Annotated in this window: 23 protein-coding genes; 3 read left to right on the forward strand and 20 right to left on the reverse strand. The window is 25.7% G+C overall.

The features are described 5' to 3' along the window. A partial coding sequence (locus ACLR9T_RS02015; protein WP_413107861.1) for an L-threonylcarbamoyladenylate synthase occupies positions 1-376 on the reverse strand: 376 nt, incomplete at its 3' end. Between the two features lie 327 nt (positions 377-703). Between ACLR9T_RS02015 and ACLR9T_RS02020 the strand changes: the two genes are divergently transcribed. Further along, a complete protein-coding gene (locus ACLR9T_RS02020) occupies positions 704-1090 on the forward strand; it encodes a hypothetical protein (protein ID WP_413107862.1) in 387 nt (128 codons plus the stop codon). Positions 1091-1129: 39 nt separating this feature from the next. Here the strand turns inward: ACLR9T_RS02020 and ACLR9T_RS02025 are convergent, their stop codons facing one another. Beyond that, entirely contained in the window at positions 1130-1429 is a 300-nt protein-coding gene (locus ACLR9T_RS02025; protein ID WP_413107863.1) for an MGMT family protein, read from the reverse strand. 217 nt (positions 1430-1646) lie between these two features. On the opposite strand from ACLR9T_RS02025, the gene ACLR9T_RS02030 reads away from it, so the two are divergent. Continuing rightward, positions 1647-2084 carry a hypothetical protein gene (locus ACLR9T_RS02030; RefSeq protein ID WP_413107864.1) on the forward strand — a complete coding sequence of 146 codons (438 nt, stop codon included), beginning with the start codon at positions 1647-1649 and terminating at the stop codon, positions 2082-2084. A 93-nt stretch (positions 2085-2177) separates the two neighbouring features. Here the strand turns inward: ACLR9T_RS02030 and ACLR9T_RS02035 are convergent, their stop codons facing one another. The 7 genes from ACLR9T_RS02035 to ACLR9T_RS02065 form a co-directional block, all read right to left on the reverse strand. Next, positions 2178-2885, reverse strand: a complete 708-nt coding sequence (locus ACLR9T_RS02035) for a hypothetical protein (protein WP_413107865.1) — start codon at positions 2883-2885, stop codon at positions 2178-2180. A 349-nt stretch (positions 2886-3234) separates the two neighbouring features. After that, a complete protein-coding gene (locus ACLR9T_RS02040; protein WP_413107866.1) occupies positions 3235-4170 on the reverse strand; it encodes a glycosyltransferase family 2 protein in 936 nt (311 codons plus the stop codon). Beyond that, positions 4171-5454, reverse strand: a complete 1284-nt coding sequence (locus ACLR9T_RS02045; protein ID WP_413107867.1) for a DUF6056 family protein — start codon at positions 5452-5454, stop codon at positions 4171-4173. It lies immediately after the preceding gene. 19 nt (positions 5455-5473) lie between these two features. Next, positions 5474-5716 (reverse strand): hypothetical protein, encoded by a 243-nt coding sequence (locus ACLR9T_RS02050; protein ID WP_413107868.1) that lies wholly within the window; start codon positions 5714-5716, stop codon positions 5474-5476. Between the two features lie 864 nt (positions 5717-6580). Continuing rightward, positions 6581-7057 carry a PssE/Cps14G family polysaccharide biosynthesis glycosyltransferase gene (gene pssE / locus ACLR9T_RS02055; RefSeq protein ID WP_413107869.1) on the reverse strand — a complete coding sequence of 159 codons (477 nt, stop codon included), beginning with the start codon at positions 7055-7057 and terminating at the stop codon, positions 6581-6583. After that, on the reverse strand, positions 7057-9516 hold the full coding sequence (gene pssD / locus ACLR9T_RS02060; protein ID WP_413107870.1) for a PssD/Cps14F family polysaccharide biosynthesis glycosyltransferase: 2460 nt from the start codon (positions 9514-9516) through the stop codon (positions 7057-7059). The genes pssE and pssD overlap by 1 nt, the downstream gene beginning before the upstream one ends. 12 nt (positions 9517-9528) lie before the next feature. Then, entirely contained in the window at positions 9529-11016 is a 1488-nt protein-coding gene (locus ACLR9T_RS02065) for an LTA synthase family protein (protein WP_413107871.1), read from the reverse strand. A gap of 290 nt (positions 11017-11306) precedes the next feature. On the opposite strand from ACLR9T_RS02065, the gene ACLR9T_RS02070 reads away from it, so the two are divergent. Further along, entirely contained in the window at positions 11307-12149 is an 843-nt protein-coding gene (locus tag ACLR9T_RS02070; protein ID WP_413107872.1) for a LicD family protein, read from the forward strand. Positions 12150-12268: 119 nt separating this feature from the next. Here ACLR9T_RS02070 and rfbD read toward each other — a convergent pair whose 3' ends face one another. The 11 genes from rfbD to ACLR9T_RS02125 all read right to left on the reverse strand — a co-directional run bounded on the left by rfbD (position 12269) and on the right by ACLR9T_RS02125 (position 25624). After that, complete coding sequence (gene rfbD / locus ACLR9T_RS02075) at positions 12269-13108, reverse strand: dTDP-4-dehydrorhamnose reductase (RefSeq protein WP_413107873.1); 840 nt, start codon at positions 13106-13108, stop codon at positions 12269-12271. 13 nt (positions 13109-13121) lie between these two features. Next, positions 13122-14030, reverse strand: coding sequence for an NAD-dependent epimerase/dehydratase family protein (locus ACLR9T_RS02080; protein ID WP_413107874.1), 909 nt, complete (start codon positions 14028-14030; stop codon positions 13122-13124). Next, positions 14020-15231, reverse strand: a complete 1212-nt coding sequence (locus ACLR9T_RS02085; protein WP_413107875.1) for a hypothetical protein — start codon at positions 15229-15231, stop codon at positions 14020-14022. The genes ACLR9T_RS02080 and ACLR9T_RS02085 overlap by 11 nt, the downstream gene beginning before the upstream one ends. A gap of 11 nt (positions 15232-15242) precedes the next feature. Further along, a complete protein-coding gene (locus ACLR9T_RS02090) occupies positions 15243-16214 on the reverse strand; it encodes a glycosyltransferase family 2 protein (protein WP_413107876.1) in 972 nt (323 codons plus the stop codon). A 4-nt stretch (positions 16215-16218) separates the two neighbouring features. Next, positions 16219-18312, reverse strand: a complete 2094-nt coding sequence (locus tag ACLR9T_RS02095) for a class I SAM-dependent methyltransferase (RefSeq protein WP_413107877.1) — start codon at positions 18310-18312, stop codon at positions 16219-16221. A 273-nt stretch (positions 18313-18585) separates the two neighbouring features. Beyond that, positions 18586-18723, reverse strand: coding sequence for a hypothetical protein (locus ACLR9T_RS02100; RefSeq protein ID WP_413107878.1), 138 nt, complete (start codon positions 18721-18723; stop codon positions 18586-18588). Positions 18724-19517: 794 nt separating this feature from the next. Next, positions 19518-20810: an ABC transporter ATP-binding protein gene (locus ACLR9T_RS02105; protein ID WP_413107879.1), complete on the reverse strand. Its 1293-nt coding sequence runs from the start codon at positions 20808-20810 to the stop codon at positions 19518-19520. Between the two features lie 9 nt (positions 20811-20819). Continuing rightward, a complete protein-coding gene (locus ACLR9T_RS02110; RefSeq protein WP_413107880.1) occupies positions 20820-21626 on the reverse strand; it encodes an ABC transporter permease in 807 nt (268 codons plus the stop codon). A gap of 62 nt (positions 21627-21688) precedes the next feature. Beyond that, positions 21689-22552: an MBL fold metallo-hydrolase gene (locus ACLR9T_RS02115; protein WP_413107881.1), complete on the reverse strand. Its 864-nt coding sequence runs from the start codon at positions 22550-22552 to the stop codon at positions 21689-21691. A 7-nt stretch (positions 22553-22559) separates the two neighbouring features. Beyond that, positions 22560-24521 (reverse strand): DUF6077 domain-containing protein, encoded by a 1962-nt coding sequence (locus tag ACLR9T_RS02120; protein WP_413107882.1) that lies wholly within the window; start codon positions 24519-24521, stop codon positions 22560-22562. Positions 24522-24652: 131 nt separating this feature from the next. Beyond that, complete coding sequence (locus tag ACLR9T_RS02125; RefSeq protein ID WP_413107883.1) at positions 24653-25624, reverse strand: glycosyltransferase; 972 nt, start codon at positions 25622-25624, stop codon at positions 24653-24655. Between the last annotated feature and the right edge of the window lie 5 nt (positions 25625-25629).

Below are 25629 nucleotides of genomic sequence, written 5' to 3' on the forward strand. Positions count from 1 at the left end.
ATAATGATAAAACAAATGGATCATCTGGTATCCTGATTCCAATAGTATCTAGTGATGCTGTAAAATAATCATCAATATGTGGGCGTTTCTTTAAAATGATAGTGATCATCCCTGGCATAAAAGCCGCAATAAGTTTTTTTGCATTTTCATTTACATAAGCATATTTTTCAATATCATCTGCCTTGCTAATCATCATAGAAATTGCTTTTCCTCTATCACGATGTTTTAAATCATATAAAGCTTCTAAAGCCTGATGAGAACCAAATTTAACTCCCAACCCAAAAACAGTCTCAGTTGGAAAGGCTACAACTCGACTATCGCTAACCAATTTAGCAACTTGTTCAATAGCATCTTTTTCAACTGAAACTGTATTCATGGAATCACCTCATTTGCCCCATTATACAATAAATATTTAAAAATTTGTAGCTATTTCGTAGATATTTTTTTACATTAATTTTAAAAATAAATATTATAATCTAAAGATTTCATTTTATGTAGATATTAATTATCTATATAAATATATATTGAGGAAAGAATATTATTTCATAAAATAATTAGGGAAATTATTGATTGCTTTATTACTATGTTTTAGTATTGTATAATGTGGGATAAATATAGAACTAAATAAAAAAGTAAAAGATGTCATTGAAATAACTAAGTGTTTTACAAGAATTGTTTATGAGATAAAAAATGTTAAAAATTGATGAAGTTGATACTCTTTCTTTTATTTAAAGAAAACAATAACAACGCTATTTTTCAAATCATTATTTATTTTGAAAATAGCAAATTATATTTAATAGTATATCTTTTATTACCTGCTGATCCTAATGATTATGAAAATGTAATTATTGGTTTTATTTATGCATCTAATAATATAGACAAAAAAGACAGCAAGATTGTTGAGGTTAATGAGAGTGTTATTAAAGTTACTAAAAAATTTTTAAACAAAGATGATTTAAGTCTTGATGAATTTGTTAAATACATTAAAGATGTACATATTATAAATTATCATATATTACTTAATGATATCATTTTCACTTTCGATATTTTAAATATCACTTTTTTCCTATATAACACTTATTTATTATAATTTCTTAATCAAAAAATTAATATATAATTCTTTATTCTTCTAAACTATATGCCACTTACAACTTTTTAAATCGACATTTCCATTATCTTTAAAAATAACCCCTTCTTCTAATAGCAAATAGCGTTGTTCAAACCAGCCAGGTACTAATCTTCCAGCACTATTAACAACACGGTGACATGGATAATCACCATACATTGAAGCATGACTTAATATTTTACCTACTAAACGAGCATTTTGTGGTCGCCCTATTAACGTTGCAATTTGTTTATAACTAGCTACTTTTCCTTGAGGAATTTCTGATACAATTGCTAGTACTTGAAAGATTAAATCTTCATCCATTATTCCTTCCTCTTTCCTAAATATTTATAAATAATAATATAAAACAAGCGTTTTGACACACCAATATTAATAATAGCATTTTATGTTGAAATTTAAAATAATTATAAAATCAGTTATATATCTTATTAACAAATTTTACAATTTTATTAGTTATTTTACTTTTTTTGACTATTAATATATAATATATTTTGGAACAATTACAAAGGATGGAAGAAATATGAAAAAGTTTAGTAAATTATTATTAGTTTTATTATTATGTTTTACTTTTATTGGCTGTAGCAGTGGAAAAAGCACCACTAAAATTACCAAGTTATTAAAAGATGCTGGATATACAATTAAATACAGCAAAGATGATTATACAACGGTTACTATTAGTGAATCTAAAAATGGCAAAGATAAAAGTCAATTTATTGCTTATGTTGAAAAAGAGAAGATTAGTTCAATTGCTTATATCCAATTACCTGAAGACTCTCAAAATTATGATGATATGATAATTGGTTATATCTATTCTAATAATAAAAGTAATGCAAAAGTTGACGATAAATCTAAAAAATCTGCTGAAAAAGTTTTGAAAAAACTAGATCTTTCTATTGATGAATTAGTTGACTATTGCTTAGATATTTATAAAGATAAAGGTAAGTCATTGAATGATTAATAATTCTACATATTAATCTAGAAATAATGAAAAAGACAGTGAATCTATTGGTATACAAGTAGAAACACTGTCTTTTTATTATAAATTTTTTGATTAATTTTCAGGATAAGTTATTACCATTCTTGTTAAAATACCCTTTTGATTTTCTGTTACCATTTCATACTTGTAACCTTGATCATCACTATAATGTAAATGTCCATCAGTATTTTGTGATGCCGGACCAATTAATTTATAAATTTTATTGGTTGAAAACTTTCCATCCATAGGAATTTCTTCATCTTGATTTGTTATAAATACAGTAGATTTTATTCCATAATGATTTTCTTCATTAGCAATTGTATCATAGTCTAAGGTTATTTGAGTTACTTTGCAATCAGCAACAGATAAGTCTTTTTTTGTATCATTTTTATAACGAATCCCAAACCACTGCCATTCATCATCATAATCATCAATATAAACTTTTAAGAAAGCAACCATTGATGATACTCCACCTGCATTTAATTTAGGTGCATCATCAACAGATTTACCTGTGTCACCCAACTCAACTTTACTTCCAATTTTTTCTAAATAACGAACATATTCACCAACAGTTTCTGGTAAACATATTTTTTCTTCACCAATTGTAAAATATTTAATCAATCCATTTGATTCAGTAAAAGGTCTTTCTTGATCTGTAATATTATCCGTACTATTAGTATTATCATTATCGTTTTTATCTGATTCTGAATCATTATCACTACAAGCGCTCAATCCAAACATCATTGTAAGTACTAGACATATACTTAATATTTTTTTTAGCATAAACTATCTCCTTTTATTTTATACATATACAAAAGGTATTATAAATACTTTTTTTATTTTTATCTACTATTTTTGCTATAATTATGATTTATTTATCAAATTTACTTATAAAATTAGTTATTTCAGTAATAATAGCTAGTTTTCGATTTTATTTTTTATAAGCTCAAATTTATATGCATTATTAACAATTTCATCAAGTTTAATCAAATTAGCACAAAAATAATATAACCATATTTATAAAATACGTTACATTATTTGTACATGGTTCTCTATAACATATCAATTAAATATTATTTATTAGTAAAATATGATTAGATTATTATACTCTTCCATCCATATATAAGTGCTATCACTCTTCTATATTACTTTCTTTACAAATATATATTGGCCTATTTTTTGTTTCCAGATATGTTTTAGCCTGATATTCACCCAAAATACCAACACATAATAATTGTATACCGCCCATAGCTAAAATTATACATACCATAGAGGGCCATCCAGATACTGGATCTCCAAATACAAGAGTTCGTACAATTATTATTACAATAAACAAAAATGCTAACAAGCAAAATAGTAACCCAACTATCGCTGCAATTGCTAAAGGTGCTGTAGAAAAAGCCACAATACCTTCAATACTATATATTAATAAACTCCAAAAAGACCATTTCGTCTCCCCAGCTATTCTTTCTATATTTTCATATTCGATCCATTTAGTTTTATATCCAACCCAACCAAAAAGTCCTTTTGAAAACCTATTGTATTCTGATAACTCAAGTATAGAATTTACAAACTGTCTTGTCATCAAACGATAATCACGCGCTCCATCAACAATTTCTGATGATGATATTTTATTCATTATCTTATAAAATAATCTAGCAAAAAGTGACCTAATTATTGGCTCACCTTTACGTGACACTCTTCTAGTAGCAGCAGAATCATATCCTTCTTCTATAATTGCTTTCATTAATTGTGGTAAAAGAGTTGGAGGATCTTGTAGGTCGGCATCCATCATAACAATATAATCTCCTGACGATTTTTTTAATCCAGCATATATAGCTGCCTCTTTTCCAAAATTTCTTGAAAATGATATATATTTGAAAGTATGACTTTTACTTGCTAATTCTTTTAATATTTCTAAAGTTCTATCTTTTGAACCATCATCTATGCCAATAATTTCAAACTCATAATTATTCATTTCCGCCATTACTTTTGATACCTCATTATAAAAAATAGGTAAAGTTTCTTGTTCGTTATAGCATGGGACAATTATTGATATTTTTTCCATTTAATCACCTTTTTCATTTAAACTCCAATGACTATTACTCATTTTATTAAAGATATCTTCTTGTATAATAAGCAATATTATAATAAGTATCGCATAATATAAATATATTGATGTTCTTACACCTGAAACAAAAACTGTTGGTGAAAAGCCTAGAATTATTTTTGATAGAATTCCTGAAATAAATATAACATTTTTCATAAGAAAGTTATTAGTATATTTTGTTATTATATATATTATGCTAAACAAAAAAATTGTTGATAAAATGATTACACATATAAAACTCTTTGTTGAGAAATCAACTATATCAATTTTATTAGCATAAATTTTTACATAATTATACAAATTACCAATAGTATCTAATTTACTGCTAATATATATAAGTAATATCTCACATATTGGTAATATCGATATTAAAAAATCTATTTTTTTTCCTTTATGTAAAATCACACATATAGGCATTAAACATAAAAATAATACAAAAATAATATTTTTATTTGTAAATAAACTGCTAAAGGCACCTACATAGCCCAATGCAGATTTTTCTAACATTGTTAGACTTTTAAACCCCGGAAACCATGTATTAATCTCACTTATTGTTCTCATTTGATTTCCTGGACAAGTCATGTGAAATAATAGCATTGCAATTGAAATTATAAATAATGATATATATAATTTAGAAAGTTTCTTATTTTTAAAATAATATGCTAAATTAAACAAAATCAAATATCCTAACATTAATGCACAGACTTGTTCTTGATTAGTTGCATATATTATTGAAATAAAAACAAAGAAATACTTAAGGGTAGATATGTTTTTTTCTCTAAACCGTTCTACACATATAAATAAACAATATAAACCTAATGCTAATGGCCATAAATAATTTAGGGTTGTTGCATACCATCCAGCAGTGCCAAAATAGGAGAATGGAACAAGAAAAATTAACAATAATATTAAACAGTTTGTTACAATATTTTTTGAGTTATTAAATATTTTATTTAAACTATAATAAACTATGACATACATTAAAGAATCTAAAATAACCCATACAATAGAAGGCAGTTGTAACAACAAAGTCATTAAAGCTTCTATTATCAATCTACTTGTCCAAACATTATACCTCATACTGACAAAATTTATTATTCCTAGTTCCGAGCTCTTTTGTTTAAAAAAAATATCATCATAAACTCCCAATTGTTGATTTAAATGGAAAATAACAGCGATTATAAATACTACTAAATATAATATCCATTGGTGTGTTTTTAAATACTCTTTTATGATTTTCATTAGTCCACAACCTTTATTATTAGTTATTATAATTAATTAATTTTAAATATCGAACTAAAGAATCTTGCCAAGTTAATAACCTATCAAACCTATTTTTATCTAACATTTCTTTAGACATTCTATCGTTATTATATTTTTGAACTTTTGCTAAGAAAGAGCCTGTACTAATTAGATTTTCCTCAACTTCTACACTTCTATTTTTACATTCATTAAAAATATCATATCCTAATTGATATTTAAAACTATTTACTAGTAATCTCATGATTATTCCTCCTATTTTCTTTTTGACTTCATTCTATCATAACAACCACTTATATTAAAGAGATTGTAACAAGTAAATTAATAGATCTGACTCCAATAAGATAATTCCCCTCAACTAGTACTTTGAACTTAACACATAAAAAATGATATTAAAATAAGATAATCAGTAAATCTAATTATCTATATATTATAAAGTATAATAACTTAATTTTTACTATCTTCTACTTCAACAACATAAAATTTAGTCAAAATTTTTGAAACATAATTATATCGTCTTCTGTTCTAAATCTATGATTTTTTATTTCAACTGTTGTAAATTCCTCATACACACGAAAACTACATATAAAAATTTCCCCTTCTTTTTAAAGATAGATTTTACTAAATAAAACTTGTAAGCATGCCTACATGGATTTAATAATATCTGCTATATACGATCACATAATCAAAATGCAATCATAATCATTTATCAAACTTAGACATCGACATTTTTCTATCTCTTATTGAAAATAATATAATTAATTTTATTTTAAACTAATATACTGTACACATTCTGTTCACCCTTGATTTTATAGTAATAACCAAATATAATTAATAAACTTTGATTTTTCACTATTTGATTAGAATATTTATAATTATAAATATCATCTGATATGTTATCTTTGTAAAGTTAGTTTCTCTACATGATACAAAATCATTTCCAATCCTTTACATAGCTTAAGAAATATCTAATGAATATTTGTCTACAATATATTAAATTTATTCATTTGAAATTGCTATAACAACTTTACTAGAATAACTTTATTTTAAAACAAGTTTTTCACTCCTCTAAATAAGTTAGCTAAACCCAAAAATATATGATACTCTCTTAGAGCTTATTGATAAAATCTGTTATTTCATCAATAATTCCCTGTTTATTAGCCACATATTCTTTTGGTTCGAAGTTATGAGCATTATTTACAACTTCATCAAGCCCACTTAAATCAGTACATGGAATAATATACCCTTGTTCATCAAACCGCTTCATAATCTGTACCTGATGATCATTATTCTGTTCTTTAAATTGTCCAAGACGAGGTACAACGATTACTCTTTTTTTCTGTTTAAGTGCTGATACTATTGCACCAACTCCAGCATGTGTAATAATTAAATCGGCAATACTAATTTGATGCATAAGTTCTTCTTCAGTATAATACTCTTGACAATTAATTCCTTCATATGTACCTTTTGTATATCCTAATTGAACATATACATCATTATTTTTAATAAAATCAGATTCTAAAATTGCATTTAATAATCGATCAAAGCGTTTATCCTGGGTTCCAAACATAACAAATATTCTCATTATTTTAGCCCTCCTCGATACTTTGCTTTAGGATAAAGTTTTAACATTTCTTCCCATTGTACTAAAAATAAATCTGCAATTGGATATACTAATTTTCCTGATAGTGTCTTTGTTGTAATATTTGCAAATGTTTCAATAAAAATTACTTTTTTCCCGAATACTTTTGCGATATAGCATATTGGTACCGTTGTATGCGCTCCAGTTGAAATAATAATATCTGGTCTAACTTTTATAAAAACAATAAAACTTTTAAAAATATTTATTGGAAAATTACATAAAAACTTAAATAAATGTTCTTTAGTACCTGCCGGCATATACCATGATCTTGATTTATTTGTTTTTTTATATTCTTTCATCATTTCATGGTCTTCTGTAATCAAAAATGAATTATATCGTTCCATTAACTCTTTTAATTCACATAATTCACTGAAATGCCCTCCAGCAGATGAAGTAAAAATTGCTCTAATTTTTAAGTCATGTATATTGAAATTATTAAATTCTTTTAACCACAATTTTTTTACATTTTGATAAGAAAAATATTCCGCTTTTCTTATCGCATTATTTTGCAATGTTTTAGATGTTTCATTTAAAAGCTCTACTATTTTACTTGCCATTTCATCTAAATTACGATCCTTAATAATAAAACCGTCTTTACCATCTTCAATAATATCCAAAGATCCTTTTGCACTATCAAATGATACACATGGTATTCCATAGCTCATTGCTTCTAATAATACTAGCCCAAAACTTTCATAATGAGAAGTTGTAACAAAGACACTTGTATTCATCAAGACTTCATGTTTTGCCTTACCAACAGTATTTCCATGAAAAACAACTGATTTACTTATTCCTAATTGGTCAGCTAATACGCTTAAAGAAGTTCTTTCTTCACCATCACCAAGAATATTCAATTTAGCTTCAGAATTTTTTTCTAGCACTTTTTTAAATACATTTAACATATCGTCATAAGCTTTTTCTTTTGATAAACGTCCCATAACCGTTATTTGATTTGTTTTTAATAGTGCCTTTTCAGTAGGAATCTCATCAATACATAGAGGTATGTATCTACATTGGGGACCAGTTAAGTACTCTTTATAAAAGTCATAAATTGATTTTGATGCTGGAATAAAAAGATCAAATTTTTTAACTGATTTATATACCTTTTTTGGATAGTTCTGATTACGATCTGGATGACAATGTTCCCAAGCAATTAATAACTTATCTTTTTGATACCTTGCAAATGCTTTATTAAAGGCTAATGTAGTTGAAATAATTATATCAGCATCAGTTACCTTGGCACACTGATTTATCAAACTTCGTTTTTTTAAAACTATTCTTAAAGCTTTATATCCTTCCTTAATAATTTTAATAAAATGTTTATTTTTTAAAGCATATTTTAATTCTTCTTTATTGGGTTTTAAATCTGTTGATAAATAACAGACTTGAACGCGTTCATCAAGATAAAAAGATGGCTCACATAATTTATATACATTAACAATTTCCACATCATAATCATCTACTAACATATTAGCAAGTGAGCAAATTGCTTTTTCAATTCCACCAACTTTTAAGTGTAGTGATAATATGGTTATTTTTTGTTTAGGGCTATTATGTTGATTTATAATTTCCTTTTTTGTTCTTAACCGAGCAAATTTACAAGCCAAGTTAGCTGATTTTTTTAAACGTTTTAATTTATGTTTTGAATGATTAAAACATGTTTGATGATAATATAGCTGCGACTCTTTTAAAATCCTCATTTTACGATATCTATTTATATTTTTATCTATAGTTACAGCATGGTTATGAACGATCTCAACATTATTCAATACACATACTTTAAACCCAGCTTGTCTTGCTTTAAAACATAGTATGTCTTCTTCATAGTATAAAAATGTTCCTTCATCTAAAAAACCAATTTTGTCAATCAATTCTTTCTTAATACCAAAAAAACAACCTGAAATACAATCAACTGAAGTATATACACCTGTATAATGTCGTTTGGGGTAACTTATTCTTTTTTTTAGTAGTCGATTAATTATTGGATAATTATCATATATATCATAATTAATCGTTCTTTGTTTCCAACCTCGATTAATTAGATCATGTTCTTTAACGACTGGTCCAAATATATGATACTTGCTAGTATTCATATATGCAATAAAATCAACTAAACTACATTTATCTATAATTATATCAGGATTAGCTATAATGTAATTATCATAATTTTGCTCATACAAATATTTTAGTCCTGCATTATTACCAACAGCATATCCTCGATTATCATTTAATGCAATTAATTTTACATTTGATAATTTCTTTAGCTCTATCAAAGAATTATCATTGGAATTATTATCAACAACAACAATTTCATCTACAATATCATAACTATTAATATCATTTACAAATTTAACTGTCTCTATTGCATCATTATAATTTAATACAACAATACCAGTTTTCATTATATTCATCTCCTATTCTTTCAAACCTATAATCACATTATTATAGAATTTAGAAGTTTTCTGAACTTCATTACTTAAAGTATCAAAACCAATTTCTTCCATTATCGTTTTTTTATCTGAAAATAAATTAGTTCCTAATCCCAATCTATCACCTTCAATACTTACACCCATTGCTGCTAAAATTGTTGGATACATATCAATTGTACTAAACAATCTATTTTTACTTTTAACTGGTTTAACCACACTATTAATAATACAGTTATAAGGCGTTCTAACATAGTTTTCATCAATTCCTGCAAAAAACTTTTCGGACATACTATTATGATCACCAGTAATTACAATCGTAGTATTTTCATACCAAGATTGTGTTTTACACCAATTAATGAAATTATTTACTTGTCTTGATTGACACTCAATCACATTAGCATATTGATTATTATGAATTTTTTTACATTGATTACATAAATATCCATCTGGTGTATGAGTATCAATAGTTGTAATTTCCATATTAAATGGTTTATCTCCATTAGCTAACTTAGTAATATCGGATTTAGCAAATTCAAATAATTTAGCATCCTCAATTCCCCAAAAAACAAAATAATCATTATCAATATCACCATTTTCTTTGAAACTATTATAATCACGGATTATATAATTTCCATGCTGTTTATAAAAATTTGACGTTCCACCAAAATCAGCATCAGAGCCGCACATGAATTCATTTACATAACCATTAGCTTCTAAAACTTCACCTATTGAATAACCCCCAGGTAAAAATTCACTATTATTATCATACTTTTTACTTTTAATTGATAAGTTCAAAGGAATTCCCATATTTTGAGAGACTTGAGAGGCAATGGTCCATTGCGTCCCATCGATAGTGTGACTCCCACCTATATTATCGTTATTAGAAAAATTAATATTTTCTTTAGCCAACTTTGACAATTCAGGAATATAGTTTATTTCTTCAGCGCCACCAGCTTTTTTACTGGCATAAGTATTCTCTACTGATTCTAGGTATAAATGAATAATATTTCTTTTGCCATTTTCAAAGCTAATATTAGTTTTACTTGGGTCAACATAATACTTTTCATATAAATCAGTAGTTTGACGCATATTATTAATATACCCATGAATATCATAGTTATATATTGTAAAGATTAAAGAGCAAACTATACAAACTATTCCAAATTTAACAAAGTGTTTCTTTAATACTTTTAATATTTTACCACTATATAATCGATGAATATTAAAAATAATCAAATCGACTACTGCTACTACAGCGATACTAATCGGCACAGCCCAAAGAAACCAATCTAAATATATCCCATTATCAGTACCTTCCATTGGTACCTTTAAGTGAAATATTATTTGATTCAGTGTCTTTACAGAAAATGTTCTATTTCCCCATATAACTGAAAAAACTATTACTACACTAACAAATATTAATATTGAACCGATTATATATTTATTATTTACATTTTTTATTTTATTTTTCATTGCAGACCCTCTTTAAATTTTATTTTATATTATTTTACCATAATAATAAACTAATAAAAAGTCTACAACATTTTATTATAAAAAGATAATATAACCTATTAAAAATATACTATTTATAAATATTTTATTAAAATTTTATAATTTTTCTTAATAAATTCTTAATTTTTTATTTTTTAATATATTAAATTATGTTAGAATATTTTTTAAGTAAAGTATGATAACTACTTATTTTACATTAGAATTTTACTATTTTTAATAGTATATAAATTAATTAGACAGGTGAACATAGAATGAAAAAAATTAATTCAAGAGATATTCAAATCATGGAATTAGATATCCTTAAAGAGTTTAAACAATTCGCAAAAAAACATGATATAAAATATTTTTTATGCGGTGGCACTCTTTTAGGAGCTATTCGTCATAAAGGGTTTATTCCCTGGGATGATGATATAGATATTTGTATTCCACGTGACTCATATAATAAGCTTATTTCAATAGTTAAAGAAAACCGTTATCTTGAATCTAATCAAAATTATAAATTTTATTTACCATTAGATAAAAACTACATATATCCTTATATTAAAATTGTTAATGAAAAAACAGTTGTATATGAAAAAGATATAAAAAAACAGTATTGTCTAGGAGTTTGGGTTGATATTTTCCCATTAGATAGTTTTCCTAATACAAATGATCAAATACAAAAAATATTAAAAAAACATTCACGTTATAAATTTTTTAATAAAATATACATTGCTGGCAATTTATCAACTATACCTAAAAAGATAATTGCCTTTATAGGAAAAATAGGTTATTCGATTATTTGTTTTAATAAAGATAATAAATATTGGATAACTAATATTCTATCTTTAGTTAAACCTTATGATTCTAATTTTGTAGGAAACTTAGTTTGGCCTAATCAAGATAGAGAAATATTTAATAAATCTGTATTTAAAGAAACACTTGAATGTAAATTTGAAGATGATATTTTTCCTATCCCCTCTGGATATGAAGAGTATCTTACTAGTATGTATGGCGATTATATGAAAGTTCCAAAAAAATCAGAGCGTGTTATTCATGATTTTGAAGCTTATATTTTAGATGAAAATAGTAATATTAAATCAAAGGGGTTGTAACAAAATAAAGTCACACCCCCTATTTTTATAATTATAAACAAATTTTAAATAAAAAGTTATGAAAATAAATATTACTTAATTTCAAAACTTTTTATAACTAAATTTCATTACCGTACTCATTAATACTCAATTTCTTTTAAATATCTATTTAAAGCATCTTGCCAAGAAGGTAACCTATCAAAACCATTTTTATCTAACATATCTTTAGACATTCTACTATTACTTGGTCTTTTTGCCTTAGTAAGAAACATAGTTGAATCAACTGGGGTTACTTTAACTTCCATACCTGCTTGCTTAAAAATTTCACAAGCAAATTCATACCAAGAACAAAGTCCTTCATTTGTAGCATGATAAATTCCATATTTTTCTGTTTGAATCATATCAACTACTAACTTTGATAAATCATACGTATATGTAGGTGAGCCAATTTGATCATTTACTACACTTACTGCGCCATGTTCCTTTCCTAAACGAAGCATTGTTTTTATAAAATTATTTCCATTAACCCCAAATACCCATGCTATTCTAATAATAAAATATTTATTTAAGGTTTCAACTGCTAATTCACCTTCATATTTAGTTTGTCCATATACATTTAACGGTTCTCTTTTATCATATTCCTTCCAAGGTATATCACCTTCTCCATTAAAAACATAATCAGTTGAAAAATACATCATTGGTATATCAAGTTCTTTACATACATTAACAATATTTTTAGTACCGTTAACATTTACATTTATACAAGCTTCTATTTCTTCCTCTGCCTTATCTACTGCTGTCCAAGCTGCACAATGAATAACACCATCAAAATTTCCACCTTTAATTATTTCTGTTACTTTTTTAGCATCTGTAATATCCATTTCATCAATATCCACACCAACTGCTTCAATATTTCTAGCTTTGCATTCATTTACAATATCATAACCTAATTGGCCTTTAACTCCAGTTACTAATAGCATATTTCATCTTCTCCTATTTATTTATAAGATAATTATTATACATTTTTATACCTTCTTTAAAAGTAATATTATCTTTTGTGTATAATGTTTTAATTCTAGTATTATCTAAAACAATTTTTTTTACATCTACGCTTCTACTACTTTTATAAACAACTTTGGGTTCATGCCCTAATAAATGTAATTCATTTATTATCATATTTTGAGAAATACCTTCATTTGAGGAAATATTAAAAACTTCATTATCTCCATTATAATCCAATAGTGAGTATAACATTCTACATACATCAGTTATATAAATATAATCTCTTATTATGTTTCCATCACCCCATATCTCAATTGTTTCATGATTAATTGCTTTTTTTAAAGCTGCATCAACAAAGCCAACACCTTTTTGGTAATCTTGTCCCGGACCATAAGGATTAGATACTCGAGCAATTAACATCTTTGTATGCAATTGACAATTAAATGTGCGAATTACATTTTCAATACAAAGTTTTATATTTCCATAATGATTAATTGGTAAAGGCTGTTGATATTCTGATATAGGCTGCTGTTCTTGAATCCCATATACAGTTCCCCCTGATGATAAAAAAATTACTCTTATCTTCTTTTCTATTGCTAATGAAAATAATTTAATGCTTTGAATAAAATCTCTGGAATATCCTTGTAAATATCTTTCATTTGAATTTCCAGGATTTACTGTACTTAATGAATGAATGATTACATCCATATCTTCAATCGCTTTTTCTAAATTTTCATCATCAAAGAAATCTCCAATAATATAATTAACTTTTTTATTATAATTATCAGGCTTTTGAATATCAAAAGAATAAACACATTCTCCTTGATTTGAAAAATAATCACATAAATTTTTCCCAATAAAACCATTACCACCAATAACTAAAACATTCTTATTTGGCATCTTCAGCAATTCCTTTCAATATAGCTTCCTTAACCTTTAAACCTTCTTTTAACCAAGAAGTATCTTTTGCAAAAGCTAAACCTTTCTTTCTTATTAATTCTAACTGGGTTGGATTATCTAGATAATATTTCATTGTATTAGCAATTGACACTGGTTCGTAATCAACTAAAATACAATTTTCTTCATTTACAAGCCAAGTACTGTTTTCTCCTTTTGAACATACAGCTACCGAATTAGATGCCATTACTTCTAATGGCAATAGAGATAAGTTTGTATTAGATATTATTAAACACATATCACATTGTGAATATAAATCAGATAAATCTTCCAGTCTAACAATTCCCATATTTTTATGTTTAAAAGGTATTTCATAATTACTAACATCCCATCCAGCAAATACGACCTCAAGCTCAGGAAGCATTTTGGTAAGTTCATTTAATGCCAATAACCCTAATTCAAAATCACGCCTTGGTGTCACTGGCCTAGCATAGAAAAACACCCTTTTTTTAGTATCCTTTTTTTCTTTGGGATGATATAAATCTTTATCATATGAAAATCCAAAACTATCAGCTTCCATCCCAAATTCATTTATACAAATATTTTTTAACCAATCACCTGCTGTTATACCTCTAAAACCAAATTTATATGTATTATAAGCAAATTCATATTCTGACCCTACTGCATAAAATTGAGGTTCAAAATCCTGAACAAAATAAAATTTTGAAATTGTATTATTAAATCTTTTAACAAAGTAGGCAGTATTCCATGCAGTTGCAAAGGTCCCATGGGCAAATTTAGCATACGATACATCATAATATACTTCTACACGTTCATCCAAAATAGAAAAATGTTCTTTTACAAATTTTCTAAGTGATTCGTTATCTTTAAAATTAATCGCATGATCTATATAAACACGATTGTGTATTCCTTCTGCTTCCAACATACTTATAAATCTAAATATATTAATATGTCCGCCAGATCCTTTCCCCATTTCTGGAATTATCCAATTTAAAAGAATTGTTCCATCTTTAAATTTATTATACTCTTCTTCATTTAAAGGAATCTCTTCATTATTAACAATAAAATCAAAATGATCAAATAACTGAATTTTATTAACTGATTCAGCATTTTCTAATTTTTTTGCAACTCCCCGAAAACCATTTTTCTTAATAAATAAAAATGCTTTTTTTATTAATGACATAATCTACTCTCCTATCTATTTCTTTGCTTATATTGTTGTGATATATGTTTATCTAAAAATTCTTGTTTTTGTTTAGAATATCGATGATAATTTCCCCCTAAATATCCTCCTATGTAACGATAACACGTTTTCCAAAATGAATAATTTGCCCATTTAATTTTCTCTTTTTTACTGATATTTAAAGATTTTAAATAATATATATCATTTCTTACAGTTCTATATATATTAACTATTATACTTAATTTTCGATTAACTATTACATACTGATGTAATTCATATAATCCTTTAAATTCATCATAAAACCGTGAAAAATAAGTAGTTAGTTTATAATTATGTGAATGATATACAATAGCTTTAGGACAAAATAGTTTTTTATAACCTAATTCAATCATTTTTCTTGCCCATATTTGATCTTCAGCAAAGTTCACATCATCATATGGGTATTTATTCCAAATATCCCTTCGCATACAAGAATTGTTATCTGAATAATATGCTAACAAATGTCTATATCCTTCTTCTGTCTCATACCTTTTTTTATCTTCTAACTGATAAATTGTATTCTCTTGACCAAAGCCTTGAAAATGTAAAGTTATATCCCTTTTATCAAAAATATTACAATCTTCATATGGCTTATGTGCACCAAATGCTCCTACAACATCTGGATTACGCTCCATTGCAGACACTAGTTCTTCTAACCAAACTTCATTATATGGTAAAGCATCTTGTGTAATAAAAATGATATATTTTCCAGTTCCTTTTGACGCCCCATAATTCCTCGTTTTTCCATGTCCAAAATCTGATGGTTTTATTTGATATAGTTTACAATTATGCTTTTTTATAATCTCAATTGTATCATCCTTAGATCCAGAATCAACACAAATTATCTCATATTGATACTTTGTTACCTGCTCTTCAATCTTGGTTAAAACCTTATTTAATAGTTCACCACCATTTTTTGTTGGTATAACAATAGACACATCCATTATTTTACTCCTTTATAAATTTCAACTTCTTTAATACTTTAACAAAAAAATTATTATTATATTTAGCTAACTTATTTTGATACTCTATTTTATCATTACTTATCGCAATATTTGCTTTAGTTAATTTAATAATATTAGCTATACATCTATCATTTACATAATAAAATAATAATTCTGCCTCTACCTTATCATAATTTCGATTATTTATATATACTTGTGCAAAATCATCAAAATAATAATTATTATTCTCTATAAGGGTAGCATTTGTTTTAAAATCAATCTCTTCTCTATTAAAATTATCCTTTATTCCTACAATACTCTTTATTTTAACAATACAGGGCATTGAACATAATAGTATTTTTATTTCATCTACTTTCTCTTTGATACTAGTAATTAATATATAATCACTAATATTATTACTTAATTTAATCTCATTTGTTTTTAAGTTATCTTCATACACTTTTATTATATGAATATCTTTAAATATATTCATATCTTTTCTAATAACTAAATTATTCATTTTATCAAGTATTTCTGACATTTTATTTCCTTCACCTGAAATATACTTTTGAAAATTTATTTCCATTTGTAAATACACATCTTTTAACTTATCCAAAATACCATATTTAATATATAATTCATCCTTTTTTTCTACTGATAATAAATTAAAAGCTTTACTATGAAAAAGTGATCTGAATATAATAAATGTCTTAGGTACTAAAAAATTATATACCCACTCATAATCAATAATATTAACAGTACCACTAGCATCAATAATCAAATTATCTGGTATTAAATCTATATTAGGAAAACTGACAGCCTCTAAATCCTCTAATCCCTTAATATCACCAAATACCTCTTTAAATTCATTAGAATATTTAAATTTCTCTTTTTTTTGTAAATCTATAACATCTATTAGTATTTCAATATACTTTGTTAATTCATCTTCCTTATGCTCTATAATACATTCTTTGATTAATGTTTCTAAGCTTCTACCATAAATAAAATCAAATATTACTCTATCTTCTTCTATTTTTACTGGACAATATCTGATTTTATTATTATACTTTTTACTCCTATTTATTTCTTTATAATAATTATACATTCTTTCCAAATGTATAATAGATTTATCTGTTAATGGTTTTTTAACTACAAATTTATTTTCACCATCATTAATTATACTAGTTAATATCTGATAATCTTCTTTTCTTTCTCTTGAAAACTTAGAATATTTGCTATTAATCTTAAAATCCTCTTTACTAGAAATAATAAAAAATGAATTACTAAAAAAAGGAAAACTAGAACTATTAATCAATTCATTATATACTTTACTTTCATCAAATAATTCAATTCTATCAGACTCAAAATTCCAATTATTATTATTTAAGTCTCCAAAAGTTGGTAATTTCTCATCACTATATATAGTTTCTGTAAAAAGATGATCAGGATATGGATAATAATACTTAATAAATTTGAAACCCACTTCAGTAAGTTTATTAGCATACTCATTTTTAGAATATGTATGAGTACTTGAATCTTGACAATACCCCTCTATTCCCTCAAATAATTTTTGTGAATAAAATTCATTTTCACCAGAAAAATATCTCAAACCAAATTTATTAAAAGAAATAATGATAATTTTACCATCAGGTCTTAATACTCTATCAACTATATGTAATAACTCTTCAAGATTATTTGATAATTCAATAAAATAATCAACAACTACATAATCAACTTGATTTTCATATTTTTGAATGAACTTCAATTCATCTTCGCATACCCAATCTATATTTTCATAATCACTATTTAATTTTCTATTTATACTAGTTAATTTTTGATTGCTATCTATTGCTACAACCCATTTGCACTTATCTGCTAGACTTTGCGTAATAATACCTGATCCTGATCCTATATGAATAACAACTGATTCACTGTCAAAATCAAACCAATCTATTACATTCTTGCGATGATTAGATAAATGATACAAAAGGGGAAATGAGGGATTCTTTAAAAATATATCTTGTGACATGCCATTTATAATCATATTATCAATTGATGTTAAAACATCTTCATTAAGTAATTTATCTAAAATTCCCATTATCTTGCGCTCCTTGAGATTTATTATAACATACGGCAGATGTTCTCCGCATCCTTATTTGTAAAATAAAAATCAAAACACTTCTCTACCTGTTATATAACTTATATATTGACCTTTTTGGAGAGTATTAAGCTATTCTCCTCTATTTTTGTTAAGAGTGTGTTTTGACATGTTTATCATAGAACATTAGAGTTATAAAATCAATGAGATTTTATTCTCATTTGATTGTATTATAATCAAATGTTTCTTATGTAAAAGATAATGCTGCTTATATTACTTATCTTCTCCTAAAATTAATAAGAATAAACTTGCTAATGCTATTTTTGATAATGATCCTTCTGAAACTGTATTTATTATTGTCTTTTCAGCCGCTGTACTTTGTTGAACCATGACAATAGTATATATAATCACCAGACTATAAAACCGCCTTGTCAACAAACTAAATAGAAGCATTACTATTTTTATTAAAATAAAATGAGTTAGGAAATTTAAACATGCTCTCCTTATTAATCTAAAGGTTTATATTAATGATATATAATAAGCTTTTAAGGCTGTTTAATAAAAATAAGATTATCTATGAAAATGTATCATAATTCTTTTTCCTTATTGACTATTTTGATAAAACAAAACGCTAATAATATTCCCAATAAAAAAACATCTTTATCATTTGGTGGAATGTTAAATCTTCCTGTTATTAAACAAAGGGTCTGATATATTAATAAATGTAAATTTGCAACCAATATAAACTTCAAACAAAAAAGGGTTTATCCTTTATATACAGAAAATTGGTAAAAACTTCATATTTTATTCTCTACTGGCAAGATATTATTTATTATTTGGTCAAAAATTTCAATATATAGTAAGGTTCAAAAGTAAGATTGTTTCTGATTTAATAAACATGGAAAAATTTTTGAATAAAAATCAAATGAATATATATAAATAATCCCAGAACTTAAATCACAACAAACAATCAGTTGAATATAAAGTTCTGAAGTGAGTCATTATGAAATCAGTAGCATAAGGTAAAAAGATAACAATCAATTTTCTGTCATATCCTGGTAAAAAATACCTAGTTAAAATAATACTGGATTGAAGTTATGTATCGCAATAGAAACTATTATTTTCATGCATTTTCAATACAATACCATGATTTAAAACTATGCTAACTTAAAATAAGATAGAATTAAATCTATCTTATTCAAAATTTATTCTACTTTTACTTCTACTTGTGATTCACTATCAAAAAAACCAACTGTTCCTTTATCAGCAACTACACCAACAACACAACAATTATAATTTCTATTATATACAACAAACTGATCACCTTCATAGCCTGTACATCCCAATGATAAAAGATATTGTCCAGGCTGCAAATATTGTTTTTGATTAAAACTAATTGTTACTATATCACCTGCTTTTATATATGCAGTGTCAATTCCTTCCAATAAAGTATTAGTTCCTGTCAACTCAGAACCTTTTACATCTCTAAGTTTATATGCAAAAATAGGCGATTTAATGTTTTCATTGATTCTTACTTTCATTCTAACTTCATAAAAATCACCTTTATATACATTATTTCCAATATTTCCACTCATATCAAATATTCCAAAATCAATAATTTCAGCCCGTCCATCGCCATAAACTTCAATATCGGGATTAATAAGCATATTTTCTTTCCAAAGAAGAGCTTTTTTACTGACATTATTTTTATTACCTATATTTGTTTTAGATATAATTCTTTTTTCTTCATCAGATTTCCATTGTCCAACCATAATTTTTTTATATAAATCAACCATTTCTTGAGAATTTCCTTCAGCTACCTTTTCTCCAGCATTTAATAAAACACATCTATTACAATATTTAATTACACTTCCCATATCATGAGTAACAAACAGTATTGTTTTACCACGATTTCTAAAATCTTCAAATTTACGATAACATTTATTTTGAAAAAAAACATCACCTACAGATAAAGCTTCATCAACTATTAATATATCAGGATCTACACTTATTGCTACTGAAAACGCCAATCTTGCAAACATACCACTTGAATAAGTTTTAACTGGTTGATAAATATGTTCTCCAATATCTGCAAAAGTAACTATATCATCTAACTTTTCATCCATCTCTTCTTTAGTAAAACCTATCATTTGGCCATTTAGATAAATATTCTCTATTCCTGTATATTCCATATTAAAACCTGCACCCAATTCTAATAATGCTGCTATTTTCCCATTAACTTTTGAAGTTCCACTAGTAGGAGTTAATACACTAGTTATAATCTTTAAAATAGTTGATTTTCCTGAACCATTTTTCCCTATTATTCCTAATATTTCTCCTTCATAAACATCAAATGAAACATTTTTTAATGCCATAAAATCTCGATGTAATACTTTTTTTGTAATTGAAAAAGTTTCTTTTAATCTATCAACTGGTTTATTATACAATTTATACACTTTTGTTATGTTAGATATCTCTATTGCTTTATTTTGTTTCATAACACCCTCCTATAAAGAATCTGAAAAATGTGGTTTCATCTTTTTAAAAATTATTGTTCCAATAACAAATAAAACAATTACAAACACCCAAAAATAAATTGTTAAAGAAATACTATTAGTTACAAACCATTGACTTTCCAAAACAACTGCTCTATAACCCTGTACTATATAATACATTGGATTTAACTTTAAAACTATTGATAAAGGATGAGCTGCAACCATACTAAAATCCCACATAATCGGAGTTAACCACATCCCAGCTTGTAACGCTACCTGGACTAATTGACTTAAATCACTAAAGAAAACATTAATTGATGCTGTAATATAGGCTAATGCTAATACTAATGCAATTAAACAAATAGTAAAATATAACAATTGTAAAAATTGTGGCGTTGGATAATAACCAAAAATACATGCTACTAATATTAGTAAAACAACAAAAAAACAATGTACAAATAATGATGAAATTATTTTTATTACTGGTAAAATCTCAATATCAAAAACAACCTTCTTGACTAAATAACTATATTCAATAAAACAAGTAGTTACACTATTTAAGGCATCTGAAAAGAAAAACCAAGGAATTAAACCACACATTATCCATAAAATGAAAGGATAATTTTGACCATTACTGCCAGAGGCCTTAGCTTTTAAACCAATTTCAAATACAAACCAATATATTACGATTGTAACAATAGGTTGAATAAAAGCCCAAATCAACCCAAGATAAGAACCTGCATACTTTTTCTTGATATCATTTTTACTTAAATAAAGAACTAATTTATTGTTTTTTAAAATACTCTTAAATATTTCCATATATTACCTCACCATTTTATCCTATGATACAACACTATTCTATTCAAGTCAAATTGCTGAAACTAATCATCTAATGATATAGAGATTAATCCCTCATTTGCAATATAATTTTTCTTTACACCTATTTTCTTCATCCACTTTTTAGTTTCATCTGTTTTATATAATTTATCTTTATTTTCCCACAACCAATCTGTAGTTGGCCATAAGCAATAATCCGGATTAATTATCTTATAAGCCTCTTCATTTACTCCCGCTTGTCCATGATGAGCCATTTGAACATAATCCATATTTGATATTTTATCTTTACTATTAAGTAATAATTCTTCTTGAGCTTCTACTGCTAAATCACCTAAAAATAAAATTGATTTATTATTAACCACAACCTTATATACTGTTGAAGAATTATTACCAGCATTTTTTATAATTTTAGAATTAAATGTTCTTATTATTTCAACCGTTATACTTTCTAAATTAATTTTATTTTCTTTTTCTACTTTTTCTTTATTATTAACTAAATCTAAACCTCTATTAATTTCAACTAAATCAACATATCTATTTTTTTCATACTTTTCTACCCATGACTCATCAGGAAAATTATAATAAATATTCTTTATTTTCAATTCATTTGTATTATCAAGTAAATAGGAAGCTAAAGCTCCTGTATGGTCTTTGTGATAATGAGTTATCAGCCATGCATCAACTACACCATCTAAACTGACTGTTTTAATCTGTTTGATTAGTTCACTCTTATCTTCCTTAGTTCCACCATCAATTACAATTGTTGTATCATCATAGTGAATTATGTAAGACATCATTTGACTATAGGATTGATTAGATAATTGATAGATATTATTTTTAGAATCTGTACACCCCGATATAAAAATAAGTAAAGTAAAAATTAAATAGTATTTTAAAACTTTTTTCATATATTAACTACCTTTCATATACATAATATGAAACAGCCGCATTTTCATCAATTACATAATCAAATAATTCAAAGTCCATTTTTCTCATATATTTATCGTACTCTTTTGATGGTAGTACAACACAATTAATTGGAAATTTATTTAAAACAGCTTTAAATTTTTGATACGTATCTTCACTTAATGCTGATATAAAATCTTCATAACAACGTTGATCTTCTTCTGTATATTCAAAAAAAGGATTTGATTCAACTTCACCAGCATATCTAAATTTTGCAGATACTGATGTAACAGAAGGGGCAAAAGCAGTTATACTTGTCGCTAAAGGATGAGCTGTTCCGTTCACTGCCTCTAATTCTCTAGATACAACATTTAATTGCTGATCTTTTGTTTCTGATAATCTTTTTAGAATTTCACCCAATTTTATGGTACTGTTAGGAGCAAAATATTTATTTTCAAGTATTATCGAAAGTGAAGCCTTCATATCTAAAGAGCTTAAAGTTCTTTGTTCATTCATAAAGAGATTACCACCTGCCATTTTAGTTGAATAAACTGATCCTAAAAATAAGCACATAGTAACTAACAAAGATAACGTATATACTAATATACTTTTTACTTCAAAGCTACATATAAAAATATACAGCTCCATAAAAGCAATTACAATAATCATGTAAATGATAGCTGTTCCAACTCTGCCCATAACAAAATTATAAAAAGCTGATAAAGAACTTATGTTTGATAATATTGGACAACAATATAAAAGTAGTGATACTATAACTATTATATTAAGTTTAGTAATAATTCTCTTTTTTAATATAAATGATATTAAAATTATTATAAGAGAGCCTATTATTATTGGTGATTGAATATTATTTGTAAATATTTCTAAAGCATAATTTGATACTGGTCGTATTATACTATTATTATTTAATAATAATCCACCTATAAATATTAACAATATTAATACTACTGCAAATATTTTTTCTTTTTTTTCTCCTTGAATCCAAGTTGCAATCAAATATGCAAGAGAAATTATTACAATTATAGGAATTGCAATTGTTGATTTAGAAACCAAAACTACTGCTATACAAACAACAGCACCGACATCTTTTAATCTTATTTTATCTTTAGAGATAAAGGGTACTAGTATAAGAAATGTTCCAATTACTCTTACTACAGATGAGCCATAATACATTGCATTAATAAACTGATTAGAATCTTGTAAACTCAAAATATTATTTGCCTTTAAAAACATTTCATTAAAACCAAACAATAATACTATTGCAGGAATAAATTGGAGTATTTTTTTATTAAATTTAATATCCATCTTATCAAATACTTTTTCAGCAAATGCATAAACACTACATACTAACAATAAATAATTAAACCCTGATAAAAATAACCTTGCATATAATGTAGGTGTACATTTAGTAAGATATATATAAAACGAAGCTTCTAATTCATATGTATTAAAACTGTATGTATTTAAACTTCCTGTTCCAATAAACCCTGTTGAAGGAATAACACCAAATGGTGATTTAACATAAGGTAAGATACTCATTTTATTTATATAAAAACCATCATCTAAATGATTATTAAACCAAAGAGCTATATAACAAAACATCAATATTGATAACAACATTATTACAATAATCATTAAAAATGAATAATTTGCAAATATTTTCTTTAATCCTTTAGGTAATATCTTTTTCTTATCTTTTTTCAATTTATATATAGTAAAACATGTCAAAATTATAAGAACAATAATCATATACCAAAAGAAACTTTCCCAGGTCAATTGAGCACACTGAATAACTATTCCACCAACAGCAACAAAAAAACTATAACTTAGATATCCAATAACAAAACGATATGGTACACTTTCTTCGTTGTCAACTATTGCAGTCCCCAACAAATACAGACCAAATATCATTGTAAAAAATAAACAAGATAAAACTATATATTCATTCATATCCCTTTTGTACAATCAATTTGTATCTAAATCAAATACAAACTTCATACATCTCCTTCCTCAACTATATAAAAATAAATATTTATATAATTGTAACAAAATTTACTTAATACACATATTTAAATATAAAATTACCTCTTATTAATTGCAACTATTAAATCACCTATAAAAGTCTTAAACGTTCCAAACACGCTATATTTTCCTAGAATATATGATTTAAATAGTAAAAAATATTTATTATTATTCATTCCATCTAATCTCATATTTAAATAATCTAAACGTCTAGACATTAGCAAATAATCATTATAACAAAGTTCTTTAAAAGATAAAACAAATTCAGTGATTGTCTTTTCCTCACTTGTTAATTCTATTCTATTTTTTAAACGTTTACTTTTTTCATTCATAATATCTTGTTCTAGAATAGAAGACAAACCTATTGTATTATTATCGTGAATTCTATAATCAATAAGTGCCTCATCTAAATAATAACAACTGCCATTAATTGCTCCGATTAAATTTATCTCCCAATCATGAGGATGTAATCCTATGCTATTATTTAAAAAACTTTGTTTTACACTTTTATCAAATGCCATTGTACAACCTTGTGCAAAATTATTCATAATAACTATTTCTAAATCTATTTTTGTAAGTTTTTTTTCTACACAAATTGGTAATAAATTATTATTTGACATACCTGCTCTTTTTTCAATATCAATAATCTCATCATCTTGATTAATAAAATTACAGCTAGAAGCTAATGTAAGTATTTGATTTTTTTTCATTATATCTGACATTTTTTCAATTTTATCTAAATGCCATATATCATCTTGATCAGCAAAAAAAATTATATCTCCTGTGCATAATGTTAAACCTTTACGAAAATTCTTTTTATACCCAAGATTAACTTCATTTTCTACTAATTTCCAATTATCAAGATGCTTTTCCTTTATAAACGACGTAACGATTTTTTTTGAATCATCACTAGAACAATCATCTACAATTATCACTTCATCAATTTTCTTTGTTTGCATATTTATTGATTCTAACTGTTTTAATAAGTACATACTTCCATTGTAAACAGCCATCACTACTGAAATCTTCATTTAAT

It is taken from the genome of Thomasclavelia sp., assembly GCF_047249845.1.
Taxonomy (GTDB): domain Bacteria; phylum Bacillota_I; class Bacilli_A; order Erysipelotrichales; family Coprobacillaceae; genus Thomasclavelia.